This is a genomic window from Bradyrhizobium sp. BRP22 (assembly GCF_020194175.1).
Lineage (GTDB): Bacteria > Pseudomonadota > Alphaproteobacteria > Rhizobiales > Xanthobacteraceae > Bradyrhizobium.
On the sequence record NZ_JADYVX010000023.1, the window covers coordinates 52,064 to 73,968 of the forward strand.

Sequence of the window (21,905 nt, forward strand, 5' to 3'; positions counted from 1 at the left end):
AGCACGTCAAAATTTAACTGGCGAACTTTTTCGCGCGCATTAGTTTACTGGCCAGGGCGGAATACGTCCGGTTTCAATTTAAGGAGAGCGCCTAATGGCCTGGAAAGCACCGAAGATCGTCGAAGTATCCGTCGGCATGGAAATCAACATGTATATGTGCGCGACCCGCAAGTAAGCGGACGCGACGGCCTATCTTTCACGTAGCTGGACTTGCGGGCGTCCGACATTCCCGAGAAGGGAATGTCTGTTGACGCCCGGGTCCGTTTTGTTGTGTTCCTGCCTATCAGGTTTTCGCCGGGAGACGGATCATGCTTCGCGTCGTCGTCCTGGGCGCCGCAGCCGGTGGTGGTGTTCCGCAGTGGAACTGCGGCTGCCCGGTTTGCAGCAAGGCGAGAGACGAAGCTCCGGAACTGCGGAGCACGCAGGCCTCGATTGCGGTCAGCGCTGACGGCGAGCACTGGTTCCTGATCAACGCCTCGCCCGATCTGCGCCAGCAATTGGTCGCGACGCCGCAATTGCATCCCAGACGCGGCGAGCTTCGCCACAGCCCGATCGCCGGCGTCATCCTCACCAATGGCGAGATCGATGCGATCGCGGGACTGCTGTCGATGCGCGAGGGCTCGCCATTCGCGATCTACGCGCACCAGCGGGTGCTGGCGATCCTGAAGTCCAACAGCGTCTTCGACGTGCTGAGCGAGAACAACGTGAAGCGCCGATCGATCGAGGTGGACCGCGCCTTTGAGCCCACCCTCCCCGACGGCTCGCCCTCCGGGCTCGAGGTGCTGCCGTTCGAGGTTCCCGGCAAGGGCGCCTGGTATCTCGAGGGCAAGGCGCATCCGGCCGGCAAGGACGGCGCAGGCGACACGCTGGGCCTGCGCATTGCGGAAAAGGCCAGCGGCAAATATCTCTATTTTCTCGCTGCGTGCGCGCGCGTGACCGATGATCTGAAATCGCGGCTTGCGGGAGCGCCGCTGGTGTTCTTCGATGGCACGGTATGGCGCGATGACGAGTTGATCGCGGCGGGTCTCGGCAACAAGACCGGTCGGGGGATGGGACATATTTCGATGTCAGGCGGCCACGGCGCGATCGAGAGCTTGGCGGGCCTTGATATCGGCCGAAAACTGTTCCTGCATATCAACAACTCCAACCCGGCTTTGTTGAAGGACTCTCCCGAGCGGAAGGCCGCCGAGCGGGCCGGCTGGCAAATCCCCGCCGATGGAACGGAGATCGAGCTTTGAACGCACCTTCACCCAGCGGGATGACCGCCTATTCGATCGGCAAGGGCGTGTCGCTGAGCAGCGCCGAGGAGCTCGAAGCGATGCTGCGCCATATCGGCGCGACGCGCTATCACAGCCTGCATCCGTTCCATAAGCTGCTGCATGGCGGCAAATTGAACAAGGGCCAGGTGCAGGCCTGGGCGCTGAACCGTTACTATTATCAGAGCACGATCCCGATCAAGGACGCGGTCGTGATCTCGCGCTTCCGCGACCGCAAGACCCGCATCGAGTGGCGCCACCGCATCGAGGACCATGACGGCGACGTGGACAGCGAAGGAGGGATCGAGCGCTGGCTGAAGCTGACCGAAGGTCTCGGCCTCGACAGCGCCTATGTGGAATCGACAGAGGGCATATTGCCGGCAACGCGCTTTGCGGTGGAGGCCTATGTGCATTTCTGCCGCAACCGGACGCCGCTGGAGGCGATCGCCTCCTCGCTGACGGAGTTGTTCGCGCCGAACCTGCACGAGGAGCGCATCTCCGGGATGCTGCAGCACTATGACTTCGTCAACCCCGACATCATGAGCTATTTCAAGCGTCGCCTGCAGCAGGCGCCGCGCGATGCGGGGTTCGCGCTCGACTATGTCAAGAAGAACGCCACGAGCCAGGCAGAGCGCGAGGCAGTCGCCAACGCGCTGATCTTCAAGACCAACGTGCTGTGGGTGCAGCTCGACGCGCTCTACCATGCCTATGTCGATGGCCACATCCCGCCCGGCGCTTTCGTGCCGACGGCGAGCTAGAGGATTTTGGGATGGCGGGCCGCAACATCAGCGTCAGCGAGGCAAGCCGGCCGAAATTGCCGCGGCACGCCAAGCTGAGGTTCGACGAGACCCGGCAGGTCTGGGTGATCCTGGCGCCGGAACGCGTGCTGGCGCCGGACGAGATCGCGGTCGAAGTGCTGCAGCTCTGCGACGGCGAGCGCAGCGTCGCCGACATGGTCGATCAGCTCGCCGCGAAATACGCCGCACCGCGCGAGGCGATCTCGACCGACGTGATCGCCATGCTGCAGGACCTGGCGGACAAAGGTTTTCTCACGGAAGCACGGGAGAAGACGCCATGAGCGACATTCTCACCGAAGGCAAAACGACGGCTGCGCCGAACGACGGGCTCGAGGTGCTGGAGCAGCGCCGCTCGACGGCCACGAGCTACGGCATTCCGCTGGCGGTGCTCGCGGAGCTGACGCACCGCTGCCCGCTGCAATGCCCCTATTGCTCCAACCCGGTCGAGCTCGACCGCTCCGGCAGCGAACTCACCACCGAGGAATGGAAGAAGGTGATGACCGAGCTCGTCGAGCTCGGCGTGCTGCAGATCCATTTCTCCGGCGGCGAGCCGACCGCGCGGAAGGATCTCGTCGAGCTGGTGCAGCATGCTGATGACGTCGGGCTCTACACCAATCTGATCACGTCGGCGGTGCTGCTGTCGAAGGAAAAGCTTTCGGCGCTCGCCGATGCGGGCCTCTGCCATGTGCAGATCAGCTTCCAGGGCAACGAGCCCGTCGTGGCCGATCGCGTCGCGGGCTTGAAAAATTCGCACGAGAAGAAGATCCAGGCCGCGAGATGGACGCGCGAGCTCGACCTGCCGCTCACCGTCAACGCGGTGATGCACCGGCAGAACCTGCACCAGCTTTCCGACATCATCCAGATGGCTGTCGATCTCGACGCCGACCGGCTCGAGGTCGCCAACGTGCAGTATTACGGCTGGGCGCTGAAGAACCGCGCCGCCCTGATGCCGACGATGGAACAGATCGAGGAGACCAGCCGCATCGTCGAGGAGGCGCAGGCACGGCTGAAGGGCGTGCTCGCGATCGACTACGTGGTGCCGGACTATTACGCACTGCGGCCGAAGAAGTGCATGGGCGGCTGGGGCCGGCAGTTCTTCAACATCTCGCCGGCCGGCAAGGTGCTGCCGTGCCACGCCGCCGAGAGCATCACCGGGCTCCAGTTCGAATCCGTGCGCTCGAATCATTCGATCGCCTGGATCTGGCAGAATTCGGAGGCCTTCAACCGTTATCGCGGCACCGGGTGGATGCCCGAGCCGTGCAAATCCTGCGAATTCCGCGAGATCGACTATGGCGGCTGCCGCTGCCAGGCTTTTGCGCTGACCGGCGATGCCGGCAATACCGACCCGGCCTGCACGCTGTCGCCGATGCACGAGAAGATCTTCAAGCTCGCGGAGACCGAAGCGGCCGGTGGCAACAACCGCTTCCTCTATCGCAATTTCGCCGGCGGCACGCTGGAGACGGAAGGCGACCATGGCGCCTGACGCCGAGGCGGGGAAATCATCGCGCCGCACGGATCCCTTCGCGCCACTGACTTCCGAACTGCTGGCTGTCGGCGACGATCATGAGATCTATGTCGAGAGCGTCGGCCGCGAGGGTGGCGTGCCGGCCGTCTACCTGCATGGCGGCCCCGGCAGCGGCTGTCAGGCCGATCATCGCCGCCTGTTCGATCCCGAGCGTTTTCATGCCGTGCTGTTCGACCAGCGCGGCGCCGGCCGCAGCCGGCCGAAGGGAAGGCGCGAGGCCAACACGCTGCCGCTCCTGATCGCGGACATGGAAACGATCCGGCAGAAATTCGGCTTCGAGCGCTGGCTGGTGGTCGGCGGCTCCTGGGGCGCGACGCTGGCGCTGGCCTATGCTGAGGCGCATCCCGATCGCGTCACCGGCCTCGTGCTGCGGGCGACCTTCCTCGGCACGCGCAGGGAATTGGAAGGCGCCTTTCTCGAGACGCTGCCGCGCTTCTACCCGGCGCTGTCGGTGGACTTCCTGAGCCTCCTGCCCGCGGAAGAGCGCGGCCAGCCGCTGGAGGGCTATTGGCGCCGCATCCTCGATGCGGATGCTGCCGTGCACGGCCCCGCCGCGCGCGCCTGGCATGACACCGAGCACATCCTCTCCGTCCATGCGCCCAGCCGCATACGGCTTGACCTCGCCGCGCTGAACTCGTCGCGCGCGTTGCCCGCGACGCCGTTCATGGAGGCGCATTACTTCGCCAATGACTGCTTCATGGCGCCCGATCAACTGATGAACCAAGCCGGCAAGCTTGCCGACATTCCGGGCATCCTGGTGCAGGGCCGCTACGATCTGCTGTGTCCGCCGGCGACGTCCTTTGCGCTCGCCGCACGCTGGCCGAAGGGCGAAGTCCGCATCGTCGAAGGCGCCGGGCATATCCTGTACGACCCCGGCGTCCGCGACGCCGTCATGCGGGCAATCGCGGACCTCGCCTCACGCAAGCCGACCTGAGATCGCTGCGGCGTCTCTTTAAGCACCGATCAACGCGCGCACTTGCCGCCCGGACAGACGGGTCCGTGCGCCGCCGGCGCGCTGGGCCGGGCCGGCGGTGCCGCCATGCGCTGTGCATGGGCCGCCATTGGCGGCGGTGCTGCGACCCGCGGCGGCGGCGGTGCCGCCATGCGCGGAGCAGCAGCAGGTGGCGGTGCCGCCATGCGCGGCGCAGCGGGCGGCGGCGCGGCCATGCGTGGCGGTGGCGCGGCGACGCGCGGTGCGGCTGGCGGCGGCGCGACCGTCCGCGCCGCGACCGAAGGCGGCGGCGCCCGCATCGCGGCCGGTGGCGGACGATGGGCGGCTGGCGGAGCAACGGAAGGCGCAGGCCTCGCCAATGCGGCTGCGGCGGGCGCGTTGCGAGACGGCGGCGCGCCAGCGGCCCTCGGAACATCCGCCGGCCGTGCGACCGACGGCTGCTGTGCCGGTGCAGCCCGATTGAGCTTCGTGTCGGTTGGCGGAGCCGCAGCGCTCGGCGACGCTCCAGGCCGCGTCGCGTTTGGTTGCGCAGCGGTGGCAGGCGCCGTCGCGGTCTGCGGTGAGGGCCGCCCCTTCATCCCTGCCGGCGCATTGGCACCAGCCGCGTTGGGCGCCGCAACGGGCGGAGACGTCACTCGCGACGCCTTGGTGCCCGCGTCAGGCTGCGCGGCGGTCGCGGGCGGCGCCGTCGTCTGCGGCAATGGCTGCCTCCCAGCGCTTGGCAAGGCCTGCGGGCTGGCGGCGCTGGGTGCTGCGCCCTGCGGAGATGTCGGCGTGGCCGGCGCAAACTTGGTGCCTGGCGCCGGCTGACCGGCGCCCTGCGGCGATGGCTGGACCAGATTGGCCCGCTGCGCCGCGGCCAGCGGCAGCGATGGCGCGATCGCCGGTCGAGCTGCGCCACCATTGAACTTCGTTCCGAGCGCGCCGAGCTGCGCTGGGGTTGGATTGGGATTGTTGATGACCTCGTTGATAACAGTCCGGTTGTGGATGTTGGCGAACACGATGTTGTTCGGCGGCGGCGCGACATAGACCGGCGGCCGGACATAGACCGGGATCGGGACGAACACCGGAACAGGCAGCACGTACACCGCAGCCGGCGGCGGCGGTGGCGGCAGCACCACGAAATCCGGCGGCGGTGGCGGCAGGAAGAACACCGGCGCCGGCGGCGGCGGCGCAAAGGCGTACACCGGATCGTCGAAATAGAGCACCGGCCGATCGTCCACATACATCAGCTCGTCGGGCGGCGGCGGCGGAACATCGTAGTCGATCGGCGCAAAGGACGGCGGCGGCTCCAGCGCTGCCGAAAGGATCGCAAGACGTCGTCGCGCGTCCGCCGCATGCGGGCCGCGCGGATAGCGATCGAGATACGACCAATAGGCATCCGGCGTATCGGTGCGATAGGTCCGCCGCCAGGTGATCGCCTCGCGCCGCGCGGCAACGATCGCTCTCACCCGCTTGGCGAGCGGATCATTCGGAAACGCCTGCAGGAACTCCTCGTAGCCCGGCAGCGTGTCGCGCTCGAGCGCGGCGGCATAGGCATCCTTGGCGTCGAAGTCGCGGATCGGCTTCTTGCGAACGCTGGCATCGACCTGGGTCGGCGGCGCGTCCGGCTGCCGCTCGAAGAACATGAAGGGCGTATCGATCTTCTGCGCGTTCCACGGGATCTGCGCACCCTTGGTCATTTCGCTGACGCGGAGGCGAACGCGGTCGAACAGCTCGGGCAGCGGCTGGCCGCCGGCGCGAATCATCTCGGCGAGCGCCTGCGCGTAGGCGCCGTAAGGCGGCTGGCCCTCGGGCGCGATCGTCCCGGGCGCGGCGTTGAACGCCACCAGCATTTTCGCGTCGGGTTCCACCAGCGCCAGGCCGCCCGCAAGCGGCTGGCCTTCCTTGGCGAAGGAATTCGCACGCGCCGCATCGAGCACGACGATGTTCGCTTTGACCGGAAGCGCCGAGAGCTGACGCATATAGTCCGACATCCGCAGGCCCTCGACCGGCACGTCGATATCGCGCGCGATCTTGGCATCGACCGGAAGAAAATAGTTCTCGCCGGTGAGCTGTACGCCATAGCCGGCGAGGTAGACAAAAGCGACCGTGTTCGGTCCCGCTTCCTGCACCTTTTGCACGAAGTCGCGGAACGACCTCCGCAGCGTCTCGCCATCGAGGTCGCGCGCGCCGACGACATCGAAGCCCGCGGCCTGCAGCGTCTGCGCCACAAGGCCCGCATCATTGGCCGCGGTCGGCAGCGCGCCGGCTGCGTAGGCGCCGTTGCCGATCACCAGCGCGAGCCGCTTCTCCTGTTCCTGCGCCTGGGCGGGCAGCGCGATCGTTGACACCAGGCCGATGAACAATGCCAACAGAATGCGCGTCATGATCGTATCCCCTATCGGATGCCAATCGATTGGATTCCTCGACGGGTGAACCAGCGCTGAACAGGATTACGCTAATTATGGCAATCCTTGGCCTTCACGAGCGTTCCATGGGCCTTTGGTCGCAGCAGATCGGACGCGCCACCCTGCTGCGCGACGTTCAGGCCAGCGTCAAGCGGGCCTTGAGGCGCGGTGTCATCCAGTTGAGAAATGCGCGCAGCTTGAGCGGCGCCGGATTGCGCGGCGTGTAGAGGATATGCACCGGCAGCGGCTCCGGTTCGAACTCTTCCAGCACGGTGACGAGTTTTCCTGCGCGCTTCGCGGCATCCATTTTGTACCACATCACCCGCGCCAATCCGGCACCCTCGATGGCGGCGAGCACCGCGGCCTCGGAAGTGTTGACGCACAGCCGCGATCTGATCGGCGCAATCCTGGCCCGCCTGCCCCGCACAAATCTCCAGACCGAAGGCATCGCGTGATCGTCGATCGTGATGCAGTCGTGCTTGTCGAGGTCGCTGAGCTGCTTCGGCCGGCCGCGCGCCTTCAAATATGAGGGGCTCCCGCAAACGACGACGCGGATCGAGCCGATGCGGGTTGCTATCATGCTGCTGTCGGGCAGAACGCCGATGCGGATAGCGACGTCGATACTCTCCTCGACCGTATTGATGACGCGATCGGTGAAGGCGAGCCGAAGCGAAATTTCCGGGTAAGCTTCCAGGAATTCAACGGCGAGCGGCAGCAAATGCGTGTGCCCGAGACCCCACGGGGCGGTCACGGCCAACTCCCCTCTGGGAACTCGGTACTCGCCGGACACTTCCCGTTCGGCGTCATCAACCTGCTCGATGATGCGCTTACAGGCCTCGATATAGGACCGTCCTGCGTCGGTTAATGTCATCCGCCGCGACGTGCGGTGAAACAATTGCGCTTTCAGCCTGGATTCGAGCTCGGCGACCTTGCGGCTGACGGTTGCGACCGGGGATTTCAGGCGACGCGATGCCGCCGAAATGCTGCCCGTCTCGGTTACGGCGATGATCACCGACATCGCCTCCAACCGGTCCATTCAAATCCCGCCTTTCCAAACCTTGAGAAGTTGCTTCCCGATCATACGGGCTGCCCGACCGCGCGGCAACGCGTTACGTCGATTTCGAGTCATCCCGGCCTCTTCACGAGGCTGGTCTGCGAACGCGCCTGTCCACGCGCGTCACGCAAATTCATCAATTACCTTGAACTTGAAGAAACTTGGAGATCGACATGAAGGCCGTTCATTTAACCGACACGACCGTGGACCGCCGGCGGTTCTCTCTCGGCCTGCCGCTGTTGGCGGCCGGCGCCGCTTATCCGCTGGGGGCGCCCGCGGCCAATGCCGCGCCGGGCGGCAAAGCGCCGATCGTCACGCACCACCGGACCACAACGATTGACGGCATCAAGATATTCTATCGCGAAGCGGGGCCAGCCGACGCGCCGGTCGTACTGCTGCTGCACGGCTTCCCGACCTCGTCGCACATGTTTCGCAATCTGATCCCCGAGCTTGCCGGCCGCTATCACGTGATCGCCCCCGACTACCCGGGTTATGGGCAGAGCGACATGCCCGCCCGCGCGACATTTTCCTACACGTTCGACCGCTTCGGAGAACTTGTCGACGGCCTGCTCGATCAGCTCGGCGTCAAGCGCTATGCAATGTACGTCATGGACTATGGCGCGCCCGTAGGCTGGCGTCTCGCTCTCAAGCATCCCGAACGCATCACCGGCCTCATCGTGCAGAACGGCAACGCCTATGTCGAAGGCCTCAAGGAGTTCTGGGACCCGATCAAGGCCTATTGGTCCGACCACTCCGAAGAGCATCGCAAGGCGCTCTACGTGCTGGTGGCGCCGCAGACGACGAAGTTCCAGTACACCGATGGCGTCAGTGATGTGAGCCGCGTCGCACCGGACAACTGGATCCATGATCAGGCGCTGCTCGATCGGCCCGGCAACGCCGAAATCCAGATGGACTTGTTCTACGACTATCGGACCAACCTGCCGCTTTATCCGCAGGTGCAGGCCTATTTCCGCAAGCACCAGCCGCCGACGCTGATCGTCTGGGGCAAGAACGACAAGATTTTCCCGGCAGACGGAGCCTATCCCTACAAGCGCGACCTCCCGAAGGTCGAGTTTCACCTTATCGACACCGGCCATTTCGCGCTCGAGGACAAGGCGGACGAAATGGTGCCGCTGATCCGCGATTTTCTCAATCGCAAGATCGCGGCGTAACACGGTGTCGCGTGAGGATTCGAACCGGCACCCGGTGGCCGGTTAATCGTAATCCCTAGAACTCGATCAGCACCCCAAGGGCGCCGCTATCGGCGGCGCGGCGATCCGGGTGGCGAGTGGCTGGAGAGCTCGGTTCGTCATCTCGTCTCCCAAGCTGGCTCGGCGCGGGCGTTCAAGAGACGAGATGATGCCGCTCAAGGAAGTCGTTGATGGCCGCGTTCACGGGTCCGGGGTTTGTCATGTTGACCGAGTGAGCGCCTGCAATCACGATCAATTCCGCACCGCGAATTGCTTCCTTCATGGCCTGCGCCCTGGCAACCGGAATCGCGGCATCGGCATCGCCATGGATGATCAGGGTGGGAACGTGGATCGACGATATCTTGTCGCTGATGTCGTCTCGGCGGACGAGGGTATCGAAACAGGCCGAAAGGTTTGCGGCGCTCATGCCGCGCCATCTTTCCTTCCATGCGGAGGCGCCGGGCCAGCCTGGACCGAAAATGATGTGCTCGACCGTGGTGGCGATTTGTTCCGGCAGCTTGCCCACGATCCATGCGTCAAACAGCGCGCGATAGCCCGCGAGCGTTGTTTGATCGTCGACGCCTGCCTGAGTTGCGATCAAGACCAGGGCGCGCACGCGCTCGGGATGCGTCAAGGCGCATCTCATCCCCAGAAAAGCACCCTGAGATACGCCGACGAGAATGGCACTGTCGATATCGAGAAACGAAAGCAGCGCGGCGAGATCGTTTGCCGAGTCGTAGTAGGAAAAGCTTGGCAACGTGTCTGTCGCAGTCTTCCCATGTCCGCGCTCGTCCCACACGATGCACCGGTATCGATCCCGCAGCGCCGCCAACTGCGCGGAGAACATTGTGCCGTCGAGCAACAGTCCGTGTGAGAAGACGATCGCCGGACCGGATCCGCCGGTGTCCTCGTAATAGAGCCGCTGACCGTTGACGTTGGCGTAGGGCACTTCTTTCTCCTGCTTGCAATGCTCCGTCATCCAAGCATGCGACATCAATCTGACAAGCGCGATGGAATTTGAGCTACAGCGGTAACACAGCCATGCCGGCAAGGACCGCGGCTATGGGCGCAAAGATCTCAGCCGAGCGCGCAACTGAGCGTCGGTCGCGGAAGCGAGTTCGAGCAGCCCGCGATACGGATCGCCAGATATTCCGAGGACGGCCGCGAAGGCTGGCTCTGTCTTATCTCCCAGTGACCTCCGCTGAAGGACAGCCTTCCGGAGGCGTCCGTCGTCGAGATCAAGCAATCTTTTCTCGATCTCAAAATGCAACCAGCCGTATTGCTGATCCACCGGCCTTGAATCGCCGAACACCTCGAAGGGCCACCCGCCCCACTCAAAGCGAGCGACCACCGGTCTCCCCGACGAGGTCCATTGATGGAGACGAAAGCCGTCGCAGGATCGGTATTGTTTCCAGATCGCTCGCGCAAAGGCCATCGGGTCAAATGCGTGGCAGATGATGTCGATATCGCTTCCCGGCACGGAAAGCCCGAGGGGAAATGTCCCGACGACCCGCGGGTCGTACGCACGGAGTGCCTCCAAAGTACCGGAGTTGTCGATCGCAGCTTCGTAGTTCATCCAGCCTATCCAGATCAAGATCCGCGGCACGACATTCGCTAAGTCTTCTATCATCGCCGGAGAGTTGCTGGACCCATCGGCTCGTGAGATATTTGCGCTTCGGTTGGCGAGCTGTCCCAGTCGTCAATCCGGAATTGCTCGCCTTCGTCAAACGGTGAGGGACAGTCATGAAGATCATCGTCATCGGCGGCACCGGACTGATTGGATCGAAGCTGGTTGCAAAGCTCGGCAAGCAGGGACACGAGGCCGTGCCGGCCTCTCCGCGCTCTGGCGTGAATGCGCTGACGGGAGAAGGGCTCGCTGCCGCGCTCACCGGCGCGCAGGTCGTCGTCGACGTCTCGAATTCGCCATCCTGGGAACCTGCTGCAGTGCTCGACTTCTTCGAGCGTTCGACGCGCAATCTCCTGGCTGCGGAGGCCACCACCGGCGTCAAGCATCACATCGTGCTGTCGATCGTCGGGACCGACCGCTCGCCGGACATTGCCTATTTTCGTGCCAAGGTCGCGCAAGAAACCCTGGTCAAAGCGTTCGGCGTCCCCTACACCATCGTACGCGCAACCCAGTTCTTCGAATTCCTGGCCAGCATCGCCGAAGCCGGAGCGACCGGGGACAGGATCGTCGTTCCGTCGGCCCTGTTTCAGCCGATCGCGGCCGATGATGTCGTCGACTACCTCGCCAAGGTTGCGATCGGACAGCCGCTGAGCGGCACGATCGATATCGCAGGCCCGGAGAAGGCGCCCTTCAACGAATTCATCGCGCGCCGCCTGAAGGCATCGGGCGACAGCCGACCTGTTATCGGTGATCCAACGGCGCAGTATTATGGCGCGCCGATCGACGATGCCTCCCTGACGCCGAGAGGAACCGCCTGGCTTGGACCAACCAATCTGGCGACATGGCTCGCGAAGGCTTAACAGTTGCGAGAGAGACCGGCACATTGGCCGGATCGTACAGTGTCCTACGCGGACCACATGCCCATGTCGCGCGACCAGCTTGCGTTGAACGCACCTAGTCACGCTCGCTCATTTGCGAGTACACACGCCGGACACGCGTCGTTGGAATTCGAAACCGGAGAACACGAATGCCCTTGGCCGGAAAAGGCATGCTGCTGACGTCAATGGACATCGCCCCTGCCGACGAGGCCGATTTCAATCGCTGGTACGACCGCGAGCATCTCGAGGAGCGCGTTGCCATCGACGGCTTCCTGGAAGCGCGTCGCTACGTCGCAGAAGAGGGCAAGCCGAAATATCTCTGCCTCTACTCCACCGCGACATTCGAGGTGCTGGACAGCCCGGCCTATCGCGAGAAGCTCGCCAACCAGACCGAATGGTCGCGCAGGACCATGGCGCGCTTTGAGAACATGATCCGCGCGGTGGCTCGCATCAGCATCAGCCGCGGCACCGGGCGCGGCGCGGCGCTGGGCATCATCCGCCTTCGTCCGCCGGCCGATGGCGCCGAGAAGCTGCGTGCTGCACTGCGGGAGCTGCTTGATCCGGCAAAGCTCGACGGGATCATCTCGATGCATCTGCTCGAGAGCGATCCCGCGCTGTCGAAGCCACTGACCGACACTCCGCAGGCCGCTTCCCCCGGCGCTGGTGACTGGTTCGTGCTGATCGATGCGACCGACGTGGAGGCGCTCCCCGCGGCTGCCGCGCCCATTACCGACAACGCGGCCTACAAGCCTCTGGTGATGTCCAGCGGCACTTACAGGCTGATGTGGGATCTGGCGAAAAGTGACCTGGCCCACGCGTGATCCGCGCCGGCGGCGTAACCGATGCTGCACCGCGATATGAAGCTTTCATAGAGCCCAGCGGCAGACGCGTAGCTGCAACGCGAAAGCCTTATGTCGCACAGAATTGCCTTGTGTGCCCGAACTGGAATGGCTCTAATAAGAGACAGCTATGATGCAATTGGAAAACCAGAAGAACGCCCGTCCGCTGGGCGTTCGCAGGCAAAAGATAAGGCCGCGCATCTGACTCGGGTTCCGCGCGGATAAGGTGGGAATGAAACCGACTGATATCTCGGCGCCGGACTACTTTCACAAAGTTGTCGACTGCCAGTGGGCCTGTCCCGCGCACACACCGGTCCCTGAATACATCCGTTTGATTGCCGAGGGGCGTTACAGCGACGCCTATATGATCAATTGGAAATCGAACGTGTTCCCCGGCATCTTGGGGCGCACCTGCGATCGTCCATGCGAGCCGGCCTGCCGCCGCGGCCGCGTCGAGGAAAATCCGGTCGCGATCTGCCGCCTCAAGCGCGTCGCCGCCGACTTCAAGGACGATATCAAGCACCGCCTGCCGCGGCCCGGGCCGAAGAACGGCAAGCGCATCGCGCTGGTCGGCGGCGGCCCCGCCTCGCTGGCGGTGGCGCGCGACCTTGCCCCGCTCGGCTATCACTGCACCGTGTTCGACCAGGACCCCAAGGCCGGCGGCATGATGCGGACGCAGATCCCGAAATTCCGCCTGCCTGATTCCGTGATCGACGAGGAGACCGACTACATCCTGGGCCTCGGCATCGAGTTCAAGGGCGGCCACCGCATCGACAGTCTCAAGCAACTGCTCGCCGAGAACTACGACGCGATCTTCGTCGGCTCCGGCGCGCCGCGCGGCCGCGAGCTCGACATTCCCGGCCGCAAGGAGGCAGCCGCCAACATCCACATCGGCATCGAATGGCTGTCCTCAGTGTCGTTCGGCCATGTCGAGAAGATCGGCCGCCGCGTGATCGTGCTCGGCGGCGGCAATACCGCGATGGATTGCTGCCGTACCGCGCGCCGCCTCGGTGGGACGGACGTGAAAGTGATCGTCCGCTCCGGCTTCGACGAGATGAAGGCCTCTCCCTGGGAGAAGGAAGACGCGCTCCATGAGGATATCCCGATCCTCAACTACATGGTGCCGATTGCTTTCATTCACGACAACGGCAAGCTCACCGGCGTCACCTTCCAGAAGGTGAAGGCGGAATACGACGCCAAGGGCCGCCGCAATCTGGTGCCGTCGGGCGAGCCCGACGAGACCGTGGCCTGCGACGACGTGCTGGTCGCAGTCGGCCAGGAGAACGCGTTTCCCTGGATCGAGGCCGATTGCGGCATCGAATTCGACAAATGGCACATGCCGAAGGTCGATCCGACGACCTTCGCTTCCACCAATCCAAAGGTGTTCTTCGGCGGTGATGCGGCGTTCGGCCCGAAGAACATCATCTGGGCGGTGGCGCACGGCCATGACGCCGCGCTGTCGATCCACAAGATGCTGTCCGGCGAGGACATCAACGAGCGCCCGCTGCCCGAGGTGCACGTTTCCTCGCAGAAGATGGGCATCCATGAATGGAGCTATGACAACGACATCTCCACCGACAAGCGCTTCAAGGTGCCGCATCGCGACAAGGTGATCGCGCTGAAGGACATCCGCGCCGAGGTCGAGCTTGGCTATGACCTCAAGCTCGCGCTCGGCGAAGCGGAGCGCTGCCTGAACTGCGACGTGCAGACGGTGTTCACCGCACCGCTCTGCATCGAATGCGACGCCTGCGTCGACATCTGTCCGATGGATTGCATCACCTTCACGCAGAATGGCGAGGAGGACGATCTGCGGCAGCGGCTGAAGGCACCCTCGCCTCATCACGACCAGGCGCTCTATGTCGCCGATGGCTTGAAGACCGGCCGCGTCATGGTGAAGGACGAGGATGTCTGCCTGCATTGCGGCCTGTGCGCCGAGCGCTGCCCGACCGGCGCCTGGGACATGCAGAAATATCTCATCGATATGGTTCACGCGGGATCAACATGTCAGTCCAAAGCCCGATCAGCAGCGTAAACGACTTCGTCGTCCGCTTCGCCAACGTCAACGGCTCGGGTTCGGCGAGCGCCAACGAACTGTTCGCACGCGCGATCCTGCGTCATGGCGTGCCGGTCTCACCCCGCAACATCTTCCCCTCCAACATCCAGGGATTGCCGACCTGGTACGAGGTGCGGGTGACGGAAGCCGGCCATCTCGGCGCCCGCGGCGGCGTCGACATGATGGTGGCGATGAACCCTCAGACCTGGGACAAGGATGTCGCCTCGATCGAGCCCGGCGGCTATCTGTTCTACGATTCCACCAAGCCGATGCCATCGTCGAAATTCCGCGCCGACATCAACGTGATCGGCGTGCCGCTGACGGCGATCACCAACTCGACCTATACCGATCCGCGCCAGCGCCAGCTGTTCAAGAACATCATCTATCTCGGCGCGCTGTCGGCGCTGCTCGACATGGATCCGAAGCTGATCGAGCAACTGATCGGCGAGCAGTACAAGGGCAAGGAGAAGCTGCTCTCCTCCAACGTCCATGCGCTGCATCTCGGCCGCGACTGGGCGTTGCAGAACCTGAAATGCCCGATCGGGCTCAAGGTGAAGAAGGCGGACAAGGTCGGCGACCGCATCTTCCTGGAGGGCAACAGCGCCGCCGCGCTCGGCGCGGTCTATGGCGGCGCGACGGTCTGCGCTTGGTACCCAATCACGCCGTCATCCTCGCTCGCCGAGGCCTTCACCAATCACTGCAGGAAGCTGCGGCACGATCCGGAGACCGGCCAGGCGAAATACGCCATCGTGCAGGCCGAGGACGAGCTCGCTTCGATCGGCATCGTGATCGGCGCCTCATGGAACGGTGCGCGCGCCTTCACCGCGACCTCCGGCCCGGGCATCTCGCTGATGACGGAATTCATTGGCCTCTCCTACTTCGCCGAAATTCCGGCCGTGATCATGAATGTGCAACGCGCCGGCCCTTCGACCGGCATGCCGACGCGCACCCAGCAATGCGACATCATTGCCTGCGCCTATGCTTCGCATGGCGACACCAAGCATGTGCTGCTGTTCCCGGAAGATCCGGCGGAGGCGTTCGAGTTCGCCGCGACCGCCTTCGATCTCGCCGAGCGGCTGCAGACCGTGATCTTTGTCATGCTCGACCTCGATATCGGCATGAATCACCGGCTGTGCCGGCCGCTGCGCTGGGACGACGCGCGGCAATACGACCGCGGCAAGGTGATGACCGCGGAGATGCTGGAAGAGGGCCGCGATTTCGGCCGCTATCTCGATGTCGACGGCGACGGCATCCCCTTCCGCACCTATCCCGGCACGCACCCGACCAAGGGTTCATTCTTCACCCGCGGCACCTCGCGCGACCGCTATGCGCGCTATTCGGAGGAAGGTCCGGTCTACGCCGACAACATGCAGCGCCTGGTGCGCAAATTCGAGACCGCGCAGGATCTGGTGCCGCGGCCGCTGCAGGCCAATGCGGCCAAGCCGACCAAATACGGCGTGATCTATTTCGGCTCGACGGCGCCGGCGATGGACGAAGCGATCGAGATGCTGGAGGCGCGCGGGCACCAGCTCGATCGCTTGCGCATCCGCGCCTTCCCGTTCCATTCCAGCGTCGCGAGCTTCATCGCCGACCACGATTTCGTTTACGTCGTCGAGCAGAATCGCGACGCGCAGCTTCGGCAACTGATCGTCAACGAGAACGGCATCGATCCGGTGCGGCTGGTGCCGATCCTGCATTATGACGGCACGCCGATCACCGCGCGCTTCATCGCCAACGCGATCGGCGACCACCAGGACCATCTCAAGGTGACCCCTCTGCGCAAGGCCGTGTCATGACCTACATTGCAAAGCCGAAATTCCATCATCCCGGCCTCAAGAAGAACGAGCTCGGCTATACCCATCGCGACTACGAGGGCAAGATCTCGACGCTGTGCGCCGGCTGCGGCCACGACTCGATCACCGCGTCGATCATCGAGGCCTGCTTCGAGCTTTCGATCGAGCCGCACCGGGTGGCGAAGATCTCCGGTATCGGCTGCTCGTCGAAGACGCCGGACTATTTCCTCGGCAATTCGCACGGCTTCAACTCGGTGCACGGCCGCATGCCGTCGGTTCTGACCGGCGCCAACCTCGCCAACCGCGACCTGATCTATCTCGGCGTCTCCGGCGACGGCGATTCTGCCTCGATCGGCTTCGGCCAGTTCGCGCATTCGATCCGGCGCGGCGTCAACATGACCTATATCGTCGAGAACAACGGCGTCTATGGCCTGACCAAGGGCCAGTTCTCGGCGACCGCCGACCGCGGCTCGAAGTCGAAGAAGGGCGTGGTCAACACCGACAACGCGATCGACCTGGTCGCGATCGCATTGCAGCTCGGGGCGACCTTTGTCGCGCGCAGCTTCTCCGGCGACAAGACCCAGCTCGTGCCGCTGATCGCGGCCGCGATCCAGCACAAGGGCGCGTCCTTCATCGACGTCATCAGCCCCTGCATCGCCTTCAACAATCATGCCGGCTCGACCAAGAGTTTCGACTATGTGCGCGAGCACAATGACGCCGTGAACCGGCTCGACGTGCTGGTCGGCCGCGAGCCGATCCATGTCGACTATGCCCCCGGCACCGTGCAGGTGGTCGAGCAGCACGACGGCTCGCGGATCGCGCTGCGCAAGCTCGATGCGGACTACGATGCGCACGACCGGCTGGGCGCGATGACGTTCCTGCAGAAGCACGCGGCCAAGGGCCAGATCGTTACCGGACTTCTGTACGTCGACCCGGAAGCGGAGGATCTGCACGCCCATCTCAACACGGTGGACGCCCCGCTCAACCGGCTCGACGAGAAAGCGCTCTGCCCAGGCTCGGCCGCGCTGGACAAGATCAACGCCAGCCTGCGGTGAATACTGCCTCTCCCGCTTGCGCTCTTTTCGAGGGATGCGGGAAGCGGTGCGGACTGCAAGCTTGAACTCCTTCCCCCCGAAAGGGGGAAGGCTGGGATGGGGGTGAGGCCGCGGGCGCTGGTGCGCGTGGAGAGAAGATCCCCACCCGGTTTGCGCTTGACGCGCAAACCGACCTCCCTTGTTCAAGGGGAGGCGGAACGATAATCGCGGATGGATCGGCGCCCCATCACTTGTCGCTGAGCACATCACCGAACAGGACCCATGACTTGCCGTCGAACCGCGCCATCTGGATTTGCCTGATCGGCGTGACGTTGGTGGGCTCGGTCGTCACCTTGATGCCCGGCAGCAGCATCGGCAGTTCGAGCCCATTGAGATTGCTGGCCTGCTTGATGATGTTGTCGCGGCTGAGATCGTCCTTGCAGTTCTTCAGCACCGCGGCCATCACCCCGGCGACCGTATAGCCCTGCACGTTGAAGAGATCGCCGGGACTGGCGTTCGGCTGATACTTCTTCATCCAGGCCGAGAATTCCTTCTGCGCGGGATCGTCGGCCCAGCGCGGATCGGTCGGGTCCTTCAGGTAAAGGCCGGTGACGACACCGAGCGCGTTCTCGAGGCCGGCGGGTTCGAGCACGGCGGACACCGAATTGGAGACGGTCGGCAGGATGATCAGCGGCTTCCAGCCCATGCCGGCCGCCTTGCGCAGCGCTTGCGCCGCGAATTTCGGCGTCGCCTCGGCGAAGAACACGTCGGCGCCGGACTCGCGCATCGACACCATCTGTGAATCGATGGTCGGATCGCTGGTCAGATAGGTCGTCTCCGACACGATCTGGCCGGCATGCTCGCCGAGCCCTTCCTTGAAGCCCTTCAGATAATCCTTGCCGGCGTCCTCGTTCGGCGTGATGACGGCGATCTTGGCGTCCGGTTTGGTCTTGAGAATGTATTTGGCGTAGAGCCTGCCTTCGAGTTCGTAGGTCGGGTTGAAGCCGACGGTCCAGGGGAACTGTTTCGGATCGTTCCACCGTGTCGCGCCCGACGAGACGAAAAGCTGCGGCACGCGCTTGATGTTCAGATATTTCTGCACGGCGATGTTGGGCGCGGTGCCGACGGAGGAGAACAGCGCCAGCACCTCGTCCTGCTCGACGAGCTTGCGCGTCTGCTCCACCGTCTTCGACGGCGAATAGGCATCATCCAGGCTGTCGAACTCGATCTTGCGACCGTTGATGCCGCCCTGGTCGTTCAGCATCTGGAAATACGCGGCTTCCGCGCGCGCAATGGTGCTGTAGGCCGATGCGGGTCCACTGTAGGGAGCGGTGTTGCCAAGCTTGATGGTGGTTTCGGCGCCGACGGATGCGGAGATCATCAGCAGCGAGAGCGCGGCGGAGGCGAGCGCGCCCGCCAGACATTTGCGAGTTGTCACGGTCTTTAATCCTTTTTGGTTTTTTCGACCGCGCGCACCATACCAATCGCGAGAGCTGAGGCAATCGCGCTAGAATTCCGCGTGCCGGCAATTCGGCACGCGGAATCGTGATCTCAAGCAAGCGACGGATTGAATCTCGCAGCCCGGGTGAAGCGGAACGCGAAAGCCGGGACATCCGCATCCGTGTTCGATAGCGATCCCGGGTTACGCTGCGCTTCACCCGGGCTACGGCAGGGACCGCTACGCTACGCCACCGCGGCCGGCAGCACGCGCGGGCTCACGACATATTCCTTCAGCACCCTGTCGCTCGTGTCGACCTCGGTGAGCACGACATCGTAGCTCCAGAGATCGGCCAGGTGCTGCAGCACGCGCCGCGCGTCGGTCTCGACCAGTTGCGATCCCTTGACGACGGTGTGGCGCAGCATCAGCCGCCGGTCGCCTTCGAGGTCGACATCGACGACCTCGATATTGGGATCGATGAAGCCGACGTCGTATTGCCGCGCCAGTTCGCGGCGCACGCGGCGATAGCCGCGCTCGTCGTGGATGGCATCGACGCGGATGCCCGCAGTCTCCGCGGGGTCGTCATGCAGATGAAACAGGCGCAGGCGCCGCGTCAGCCGCGGGCTCAGGAACTGGCCGATGAAGCTTTCGTCGCGGTAATTGGCCCAGACGTCGCGCAGCACCCCCATGACGTCGCCCTTGCCCGCGATATCGGGGAACCATTCGCGGTCCTCGTCCTCCGGCTCGGTCACGATCCGCTCGATGTCCTGCATCATCGCAAAGCCAAGCGCATACGGGTTGAAGCCCGAGAAACGCGGATCGTCGAATTCCGGCTGGAACACGACATTGGTGTGCGACTGCAGGAATTCGAGGAAGTTGCCGTCGGAAATGCGGCCCTGCTCGTGCAGGCGGTTCATGATGCGGTAATGGACGTAGGTTGCGGTGCCCTCGTTCATCACCTTGGTCTGGCTCTGCGGATAGAAATACTGCGCGATGTGACGGACGATGCGCAGCACTTCGCGCTGCCATGGCTGCAGCCGCGGCGCGGTCTTTTCGAGGAAATAGAGGATGTTTTCCTGCGGCAGCCCGAGCAGGCTGCGGCGGCGCTCCGCGGTCAGCGCGGCCCTGGTCTTCGCGGGTCCCGTCGGCACCGTGCGCCAGAGATCATTGAAGGCGCTCTCCTCATGCGCGCGGCGCTGGCCGGCGCGCTTTTCCTCGGTGCGCAGATCGAGCTTCTTCTTGCCGGGATAGCGATCGATGCCGTGCGACATCAAGGCGTGCGCGGCGTCAAGCGTGTGCTCGACCGCGTGCCGGCCGTAGCGATCCTCGCAGTGCGAGATATAGCCCTTGGCGAATTCGAGATAATCCAGAATGCCGTCGGCATCGGTCCACTGCTTGAACAAATAGTTGTTCTTGAAGAAATGGTTGTGGCCGAAAGCCGCGTGCGCGATCACCAATGTCTGCATCGTCGCGGTGTTTTCCTCCATCAGGTAGGAAATGCACGGCGACGAGTTGATCACGATCTCATAGGCAAGGCCCATATATCCCTTGCGGTACGACGCCTCCTGAAATGCGAAATGCTTGCCGAACGACCAATGCTTGTAGAACAAGGGCATGCCGACCGACGAATAGGCGTCCAGCATCTGCTCGGAGGTGATGACCTCGATCTGGTTGGGGTAGACGTCGAGGCCAAGCTCCGACTTCGCGATTTCCTCGCAGGCATCGTGGACGCGCTGCAGCGTGCGGAAATCCCAGTCCGCGCCCTCGAACAGCCGTTCACCTGTCATCGTCATGGCGTGGCCCTCTCCTGCTTGCCGCGACGCTTGAACAGATCCTGGAATACCGGGAAGATCTCGCTGCGCTCGCTCACCTTGCGCATCGCGAGCGGTGCGCCGTCGTTGCGCAGGCGCTCGTAAAGGGTCCAGAGCGAGGAGTCCGGCATATCGAAGGTGTAGTTGGCCGCCTCGCCGACCTCAAGATAGGCGAAGAACTGGGTGACGGGGAGGATCTGCTCGGTGAGCAGCCGTCCGGTCAGGAGGCTGTCGGAGGTCATGTTGTCGCCGTCTGACGCTTGCGCGGCGTAGATGTTCCAGTCAGCGGGACGAAACCGGGTGCGGACGATCTCGTGCATGGCCTGCAACGCGCTCGACACCAGCGTGCCGCCGGAAGCAGGGCCATGGAAGAACGTGTCCTCGTCCACCTCTTCGGCGCGGTCGGTGTGGCGGATGAACACGATCTCGACGTGGCGATAACGCCGCTTCAGGAACACGTAGAGCAGCATGTAGAACCGCTTCGCCAGGTCCTTCATGTGCTCCGACATCGAGCCCGACACGTCCATCAGGCAGAACATCACGGCCTGCGCCACCGGCTTGGGCACGGTCTCGAAGCGCCGGTAGCGGATATCGATGGGATCGATGAACGGAATCCGTTTCGCCTTGGCCCTCAGCGCCGCGATCTGCGCCAACAGTTCGGAGCGTCGCGGCTCGTCGGCCTCCTCCGCTTCCGCCTCGAGCTCGGCGATCTGTTCCGGCCGCGGCCGGCGCAGCGCGACACGGCGCGCCAGCGCGAGCTTGACGGTGCGGCTCACCGAGATGTTCGCGGGCGATCCCGAGGTGGTGTAGCCGGCGCGATGCAAACCTTCGCTCTCCGCCTCCGCCAGCTTGCGCTTGGCGAGGTCGGGCAATTCGAGATCGTCGAGGAACAAATTTACGAACTCGTCGCGGCTCAGGACGAAGCGGAACGCATCCTCGCTGTCGCCCTCGCCCGGCCCTGTCCCCCGGCCGCCGCCCTGGTTCGGACGCGGCAGGATATCGCCTTCGATGAACTTCTTGTTGCCGGGGAGCACCATGTCGCGGGTGCCGCCTTCACGGCGGAAGCGCGGCTCATCCATGCCGTCGAGCGGTATCGTGACCTCACCGCCTTCCAGCACATCCTTGATGTCCCGGTCCTGCGACGTCTTCTTGACAGCTCCCTGAACCAGGGCCTTGGCGCGCCTCAAGAACCGCTGACGGTTCTCAAGGCTCTTGCCGCCCGGATTCAGGCGCCGATCGACAATATGCATCGTCACTTCGCATCCGCC

At 64.0% G+C, this 21,905-nt stretch carries 19 protein-coding genes; 12 read left to right on the forward strand and 7 right to left on the reverse strand.

The window, feature by feature from the left end; all coding sequences use genetic code 11:
* The first annotated feature begins 94 nt into the window (after positions 1 to 94).
* The 6 genes from pqqA (at position 95) to pip (ending at position 4,512) form a co-directional block, all read left to right on the forward strand.
* Complete coding sequence (gene pqqA / locus I6F35_RS25485) at positions 95 to 175, forward strand: pyrroloquinoline quinone precursor peptide PqqA (RefSeq protein WP_035635412.1); 81 nt, start codon at positions 95 to 97, stop codon at positions 173 to 175.
* Between the two features lie 133 nt (positions 176 to 308).
* Complete coding sequence (pqqB, locus tag I6F35_RS25490) at positions 309 to 1,238, forward strand: pyrroloquinoline quinone biosynthesis protein PqqB (RefSeq protein ID WP_225120404.1); 930 nt, start codon at positions 309 to 311, stop codon at positions 1,236 to 1,238.
* Entirely contained in the window at positions 1,235 to 2,014 is a 780-nt protein-coding gene (gene pqqC, locus I6F35_RS25495; protein ID WP_225120405.1) for a pyrroloquinoline-quinone synthase PqqC, read from the forward strand. Before pqqB ends, pqqC begins: the two co-directional genes overlap by 4 nt.
* 11 nt (positions 2,015 to 2,025) lie before the next feature.
* Complete coding sequence (pqqD, locus tag I6F35_RS25500) at positions 2,026 to 2,334, forward strand: pyrroloquinoline quinone biosynthesis peptide chaperone PqqD (RefSeq protein WP_225120406.1); 309 nt, start codon at positions 2,026 to 2,028, stop codon at positions 2,332 to 2,334.
* The gene (pqqE, locus tag I6F35_RS25505; RefSeq protein WP_225120407.1) at positions 2,331 to 3,536 is read left to right on the forward strand and encodes a pyrroloquinoline quinone biosynthesis protein PqqE; all 1,206 of its coding nucleotides are present in this window, start codon (positions 2,331 to 2,333) and stop codon (positions 3,534 to 3,536) included. The genes pqqD and pqqE overlap by 4 nt, the downstream gene beginning before the upstream one ends.
* Positions 3,526 to 4,512: a prolyl aminopeptidase gene (pip, locus tag I6F35_RS25510; protein ID WP_225120408.1), complete on the forward strand. Its 987-nt coding sequence runs from the start codon at positions 3,526 to 3,528 to the stop codon at positions 4,510 to 4,512. The genes pqqE and pip overlap by 11 nt, the downstream gene beginning before the upstream one ends.
* A gap of 29 nt (positions 4,513 to 4,541) precedes the next feature.
* Here the strand turns inward: pip and I6F35_RS25515 are convergent, their stop codons facing one another.
* Positions 4,542 to 6,899, reverse strand: coding sequence for a caspase domain-containing protein (locus tag I6F35_RS25515; protein ID WP_225120409.1), 2,358 nt, complete (start codon positions 6,897 to 6,899; stop codon positions 4,542 to 4,544).
* Between the two features lie 157 nt (positions 6,900 to 7,056).
* Positions 7,057 to 7,956, reverse strand: coding sequence for a LysR family transcriptional regulator (locus I6F35_RS25520; RefSeq protein ID WP_225120410.1), 900 nt, complete (start codon positions 7,954 to 7,956; stop codon positions 7,057 to 7,059).
* A gap of 191 nt (positions 7,957 to 8,147) precedes the next feature.
* On the opposite strand from I6F35_RS25520, the gene I6F35_RS25525 reads away from it, so the two are divergent.
* Positions 8,148 to 9,146 (forward strand): alpha/beta hydrolase, encoded by a 999-nt coding sequence (locus I6F35_RS25525; RefSeq protein ID WP_225120411.1) that lies wholly within the window; start codon positions 8,148 to 8,150, stop codon positions 9,144 to 9,146.
* Positions 9,147 to 9,318: 172 nt separating this feature from the next.
* Here the strand turns inward: I6F35_RS25525 and I6F35_RS25530 are convergent, their stop codons facing one another.
* A complete protein-coding gene (locus I6F35_RS25530; RefSeq protein WP_225120412.1) occupies positions 9,319 to 10,113 on the reverse strand; it encodes an alpha/beta hydrolase in 795 nt (264 codons plus the stop codon).
* 111 nt (positions 10,114 to 10,224) lie between these two features.
* Positions 10,225 to 10,740 carry a DUF4269 domain-containing protein gene (locus I6F35_RS25535; RefSeq protein WP_225120413.1) on the reverse strand — a complete coding sequence of 172 codons (516 nt, stop codon included), beginning with the start codon at positions 10,738 to 10,740 and terminating at the stop codon, positions 10,225 to 10,227.
* Between the two features lie 167 nt (positions 10,741 to 10,907).
* Between I6F35_RS25535 and I6F35_RS25540 the strand changes: the two genes are divergently transcribed.
* From I6F35_RS25540 to I6F35_RS25560, 5 genes are all read left to right on the forward strand, one after another.
* Positions 10,908 to 11,651: an SDR family oxidoreductase gene (locus I6F35_RS25540; RefSeq protein ID WP_225120414.1), complete on the forward strand. Its 744-nt coding sequence runs from the start codon at positions 10,908 to 10,910 to the stop codon at positions 11,649 to 11,651.
* A gap of 167 nt (positions 11,652 to 11,818) precedes the next feature.
* Positions 11,819 to 12,490, forward strand: coding sequence for a DUF4286 family protein (locus I6F35_RS25545; RefSeq protein ID WP_225120415.1), 672 nt, complete (start codon positions 11,819 to 11,821; stop codon positions 12,488 to 12,490).
* A gap of 250 nt (positions 12,491 to 12,740) precedes the next feature.
* Positions 12,741 to 14,540 carry an FAD-dependent oxidoreductase gene (locus tag I6F35_RS25550; RefSeq protein WP_225120416.1) on the forward strand — a complete coding sequence of 600 codons (1,800 nt, stop codon included), beginning with the start codon at positions 12,741 to 12,743 and terminating at the stop codon, positions 14,538 to 14,540.
* The gene (locus I6F35_RS25555; RefSeq protein ID WP_225120417.1) at positions 14,510 to 16,357 is read left to right on the forward strand and encodes a 2-oxoacid:acceptor oxidoreductase subunit alpha; all 1,848 of its coding nucleotides are present in this window, start codon (positions 14,510 to 14,512) and stop codon (positions 16,355 to 16,357) included. The genes I6F35_RS25550 and I6F35_RS25555 overlap by 31 nt, the downstream gene beginning before the upstream one ends.
* Positions 16,354 to 17,409: a 2-oxoacid:ferredoxin oxidoreductase subunit beta gene (locus I6F35_RS25560; protein WP_225120418.1), complete on the forward strand. Its 1,056-nt coding sequence runs from the start codon at positions 16,354 to 16,356 to the stop codon at positions 17,407 to 17,409. Before I6F35_RS25555 ends, I6F35_RS25560 begins: the two co-directional genes overlap by 4 nt.
* A gap of 226 nt (positions 17,410 to 17,635) precedes the next feature.
* On the opposite strand, the gene I6F35_RS25565 is transcribed toward I6F35_RS25560, so the two are convergent.
* The 3 genes from I6F35_RS25565 to I6F35_RS25575 all read right to left on the reverse strand — a co-directional run bounded on the left by I6F35_RS25565 (position 17,636) and on the right by I6F35_RS25575 (position 21,887).
* On the reverse strand, positions 17,636 to 18,769 hold the full coding sequence (locus tag I6F35_RS25565) for an ABC transporter substrate-binding protein (protein ID WP_225120466.1): 1,134 nt from the start codon (positions 18,767 to 18,769) through the stop codon (positions 17,636 to 17,638).
* Between the two features lie 302 nt (positions 18,770 to 19,071).
* Positions 19,072 to 20,613 carry a SpoVR family protein gene (locus tag I6F35_RS25570; protein WP_225120467.1) on the reverse strand — a complete coding sequence of 514 codons (1,542 nt, stop codon included), beginning with the start codon at positions 20,611 to 20,613 and terminating at the stop codon, positions 19,072 to 19,074.
* Positions 20,614 to 20,615: 2 nt separating this feature from the next.
* The gene (locus I6F35_RS25575) at positions 20,616 to 21,887 is read right to left on the reverse strand and encodes a YeaH/YhbH family protein (RefSeq protein WP_225120468.1); all 1,272 of its coding nucleotides are present in this window, start codon (positions 21,885 to 21,887) and stop codon (positions 20,616 to 20,618) included.
* Between the last annotated feature and the right edge of the window lie 18 nt (positions 21,888 to 21,905).

Coding starts and splice junctions, on each gene's coding strand:
- pqqA (WP_035635412.1), top strand. CDS start 95: ATGGCCTGGAAAGCACCGAAGATCGTCGAAGTATCCGTCGGCATGGAA.
- pqqB (WP_225120404.1), top strand. CDS start 309: ATGCTTCGCGTCGTCGTCCTGGGCGCCGCAGCCGGTGGTGGTGTTCCG.
- pqqD (WP_225120406.1), top strand. CDS start 2,026: ATGGCGGGCCGCAACATCAGCGTCAGCGAGGCAAGCCGGCCGAAATTG.
- pqqE (WP_225120407.1), top strand. CDS start 2,331: ATGAGCGACATTCTCACCGAAGGCAAAACGACGGCTGCGCCGAACGAC.
- pip (WP_225120408.1), top strand. CDS start 3,526: ATGGCGCCTGACGCCGAGGCGGGGAAATCATCGCGCCGCACGGATCCC.
- I6F35_RS25515 (WP_225120409.1), bottom strand. CDS start 6,899: ATGACGCGCATTCTGTTGGCATTGTTCATCGGCCTGGTGTCAACGATC.
- I6F35_RS25520 (WP_225120410.1), bottom strand. CDS start 7,956: ATGGACCGGTTGGAGGCGATGTCGGTGATCATCGCCGTAACCGAGACG.
- I6F35_RS25525 (WP_225120411.1), top strand. CDS start 8,148: ATGAAGGCCGTTCATTTAACCGACACGACCGTGGACCGCCGGCGGTTC.
- I6F35_RS25535 (WP_225120413.1), bottom strand. CDS start 10,740: ATGAACTACGAAGCTGCGATCGACAACTCCGGTACTTTGGAGGCACTC.
- I6F35_RS25540 (WP_225120414.1), top strand. CDS start 10,908: ATGAAGATCATCGTCATCGGCGGCACCGGACTGATTGGATCGAAGCTG.
- I6F35_RS25545 (WP_225120415.1), top strand. CDS start 11,819: ATGCCCTTGGCCGGAAAAGGCATGCTGCTGACGTCAATGGACATCGCC.
- I6F35_RS25550 (WP_225120416.1), top strand. CDS start 12,741: ATGAAACCGACTGATATCTCGGCGCCGGACTACTTTCACAAAGTTGTC.
- I6F35_RS25555 (WP_225120417.1), top strand. CDS start 14,510: ATGTCAGTCCAAAGCCCGATCAGCAGCGTAAACGACTTCGTCGTCCGC.
- I6F35_RS25560 (WP_225120418.1), top strand. CDS start 16,354: ATGACCTACATTGCAAAGCCGAAATTCCATCATCCCGGCCTCAAGAAG.
- I6F35_RS25565 (WP_225120466.1), bottom strand. CDS start 18,769: ATGATCTCCGCATCCGTCGGCGCCGAAACCACCATCAAGCTTGGCAAC.
- I6F35_RS25570 (WP_225120467.1), bottom strand. CDS start 20,613: ATGACAGGTGAACGGCTGTTCGAGGGCGCGGACTGGGATTTCCGCACG.
- I6F35_RS25575 (WP_225120468.1), bottom strand. CDS start 21,887: ATGCATATTGTCGATCGGCGCCTGAATCCGGGCGGCAAGAGCCTTGAG.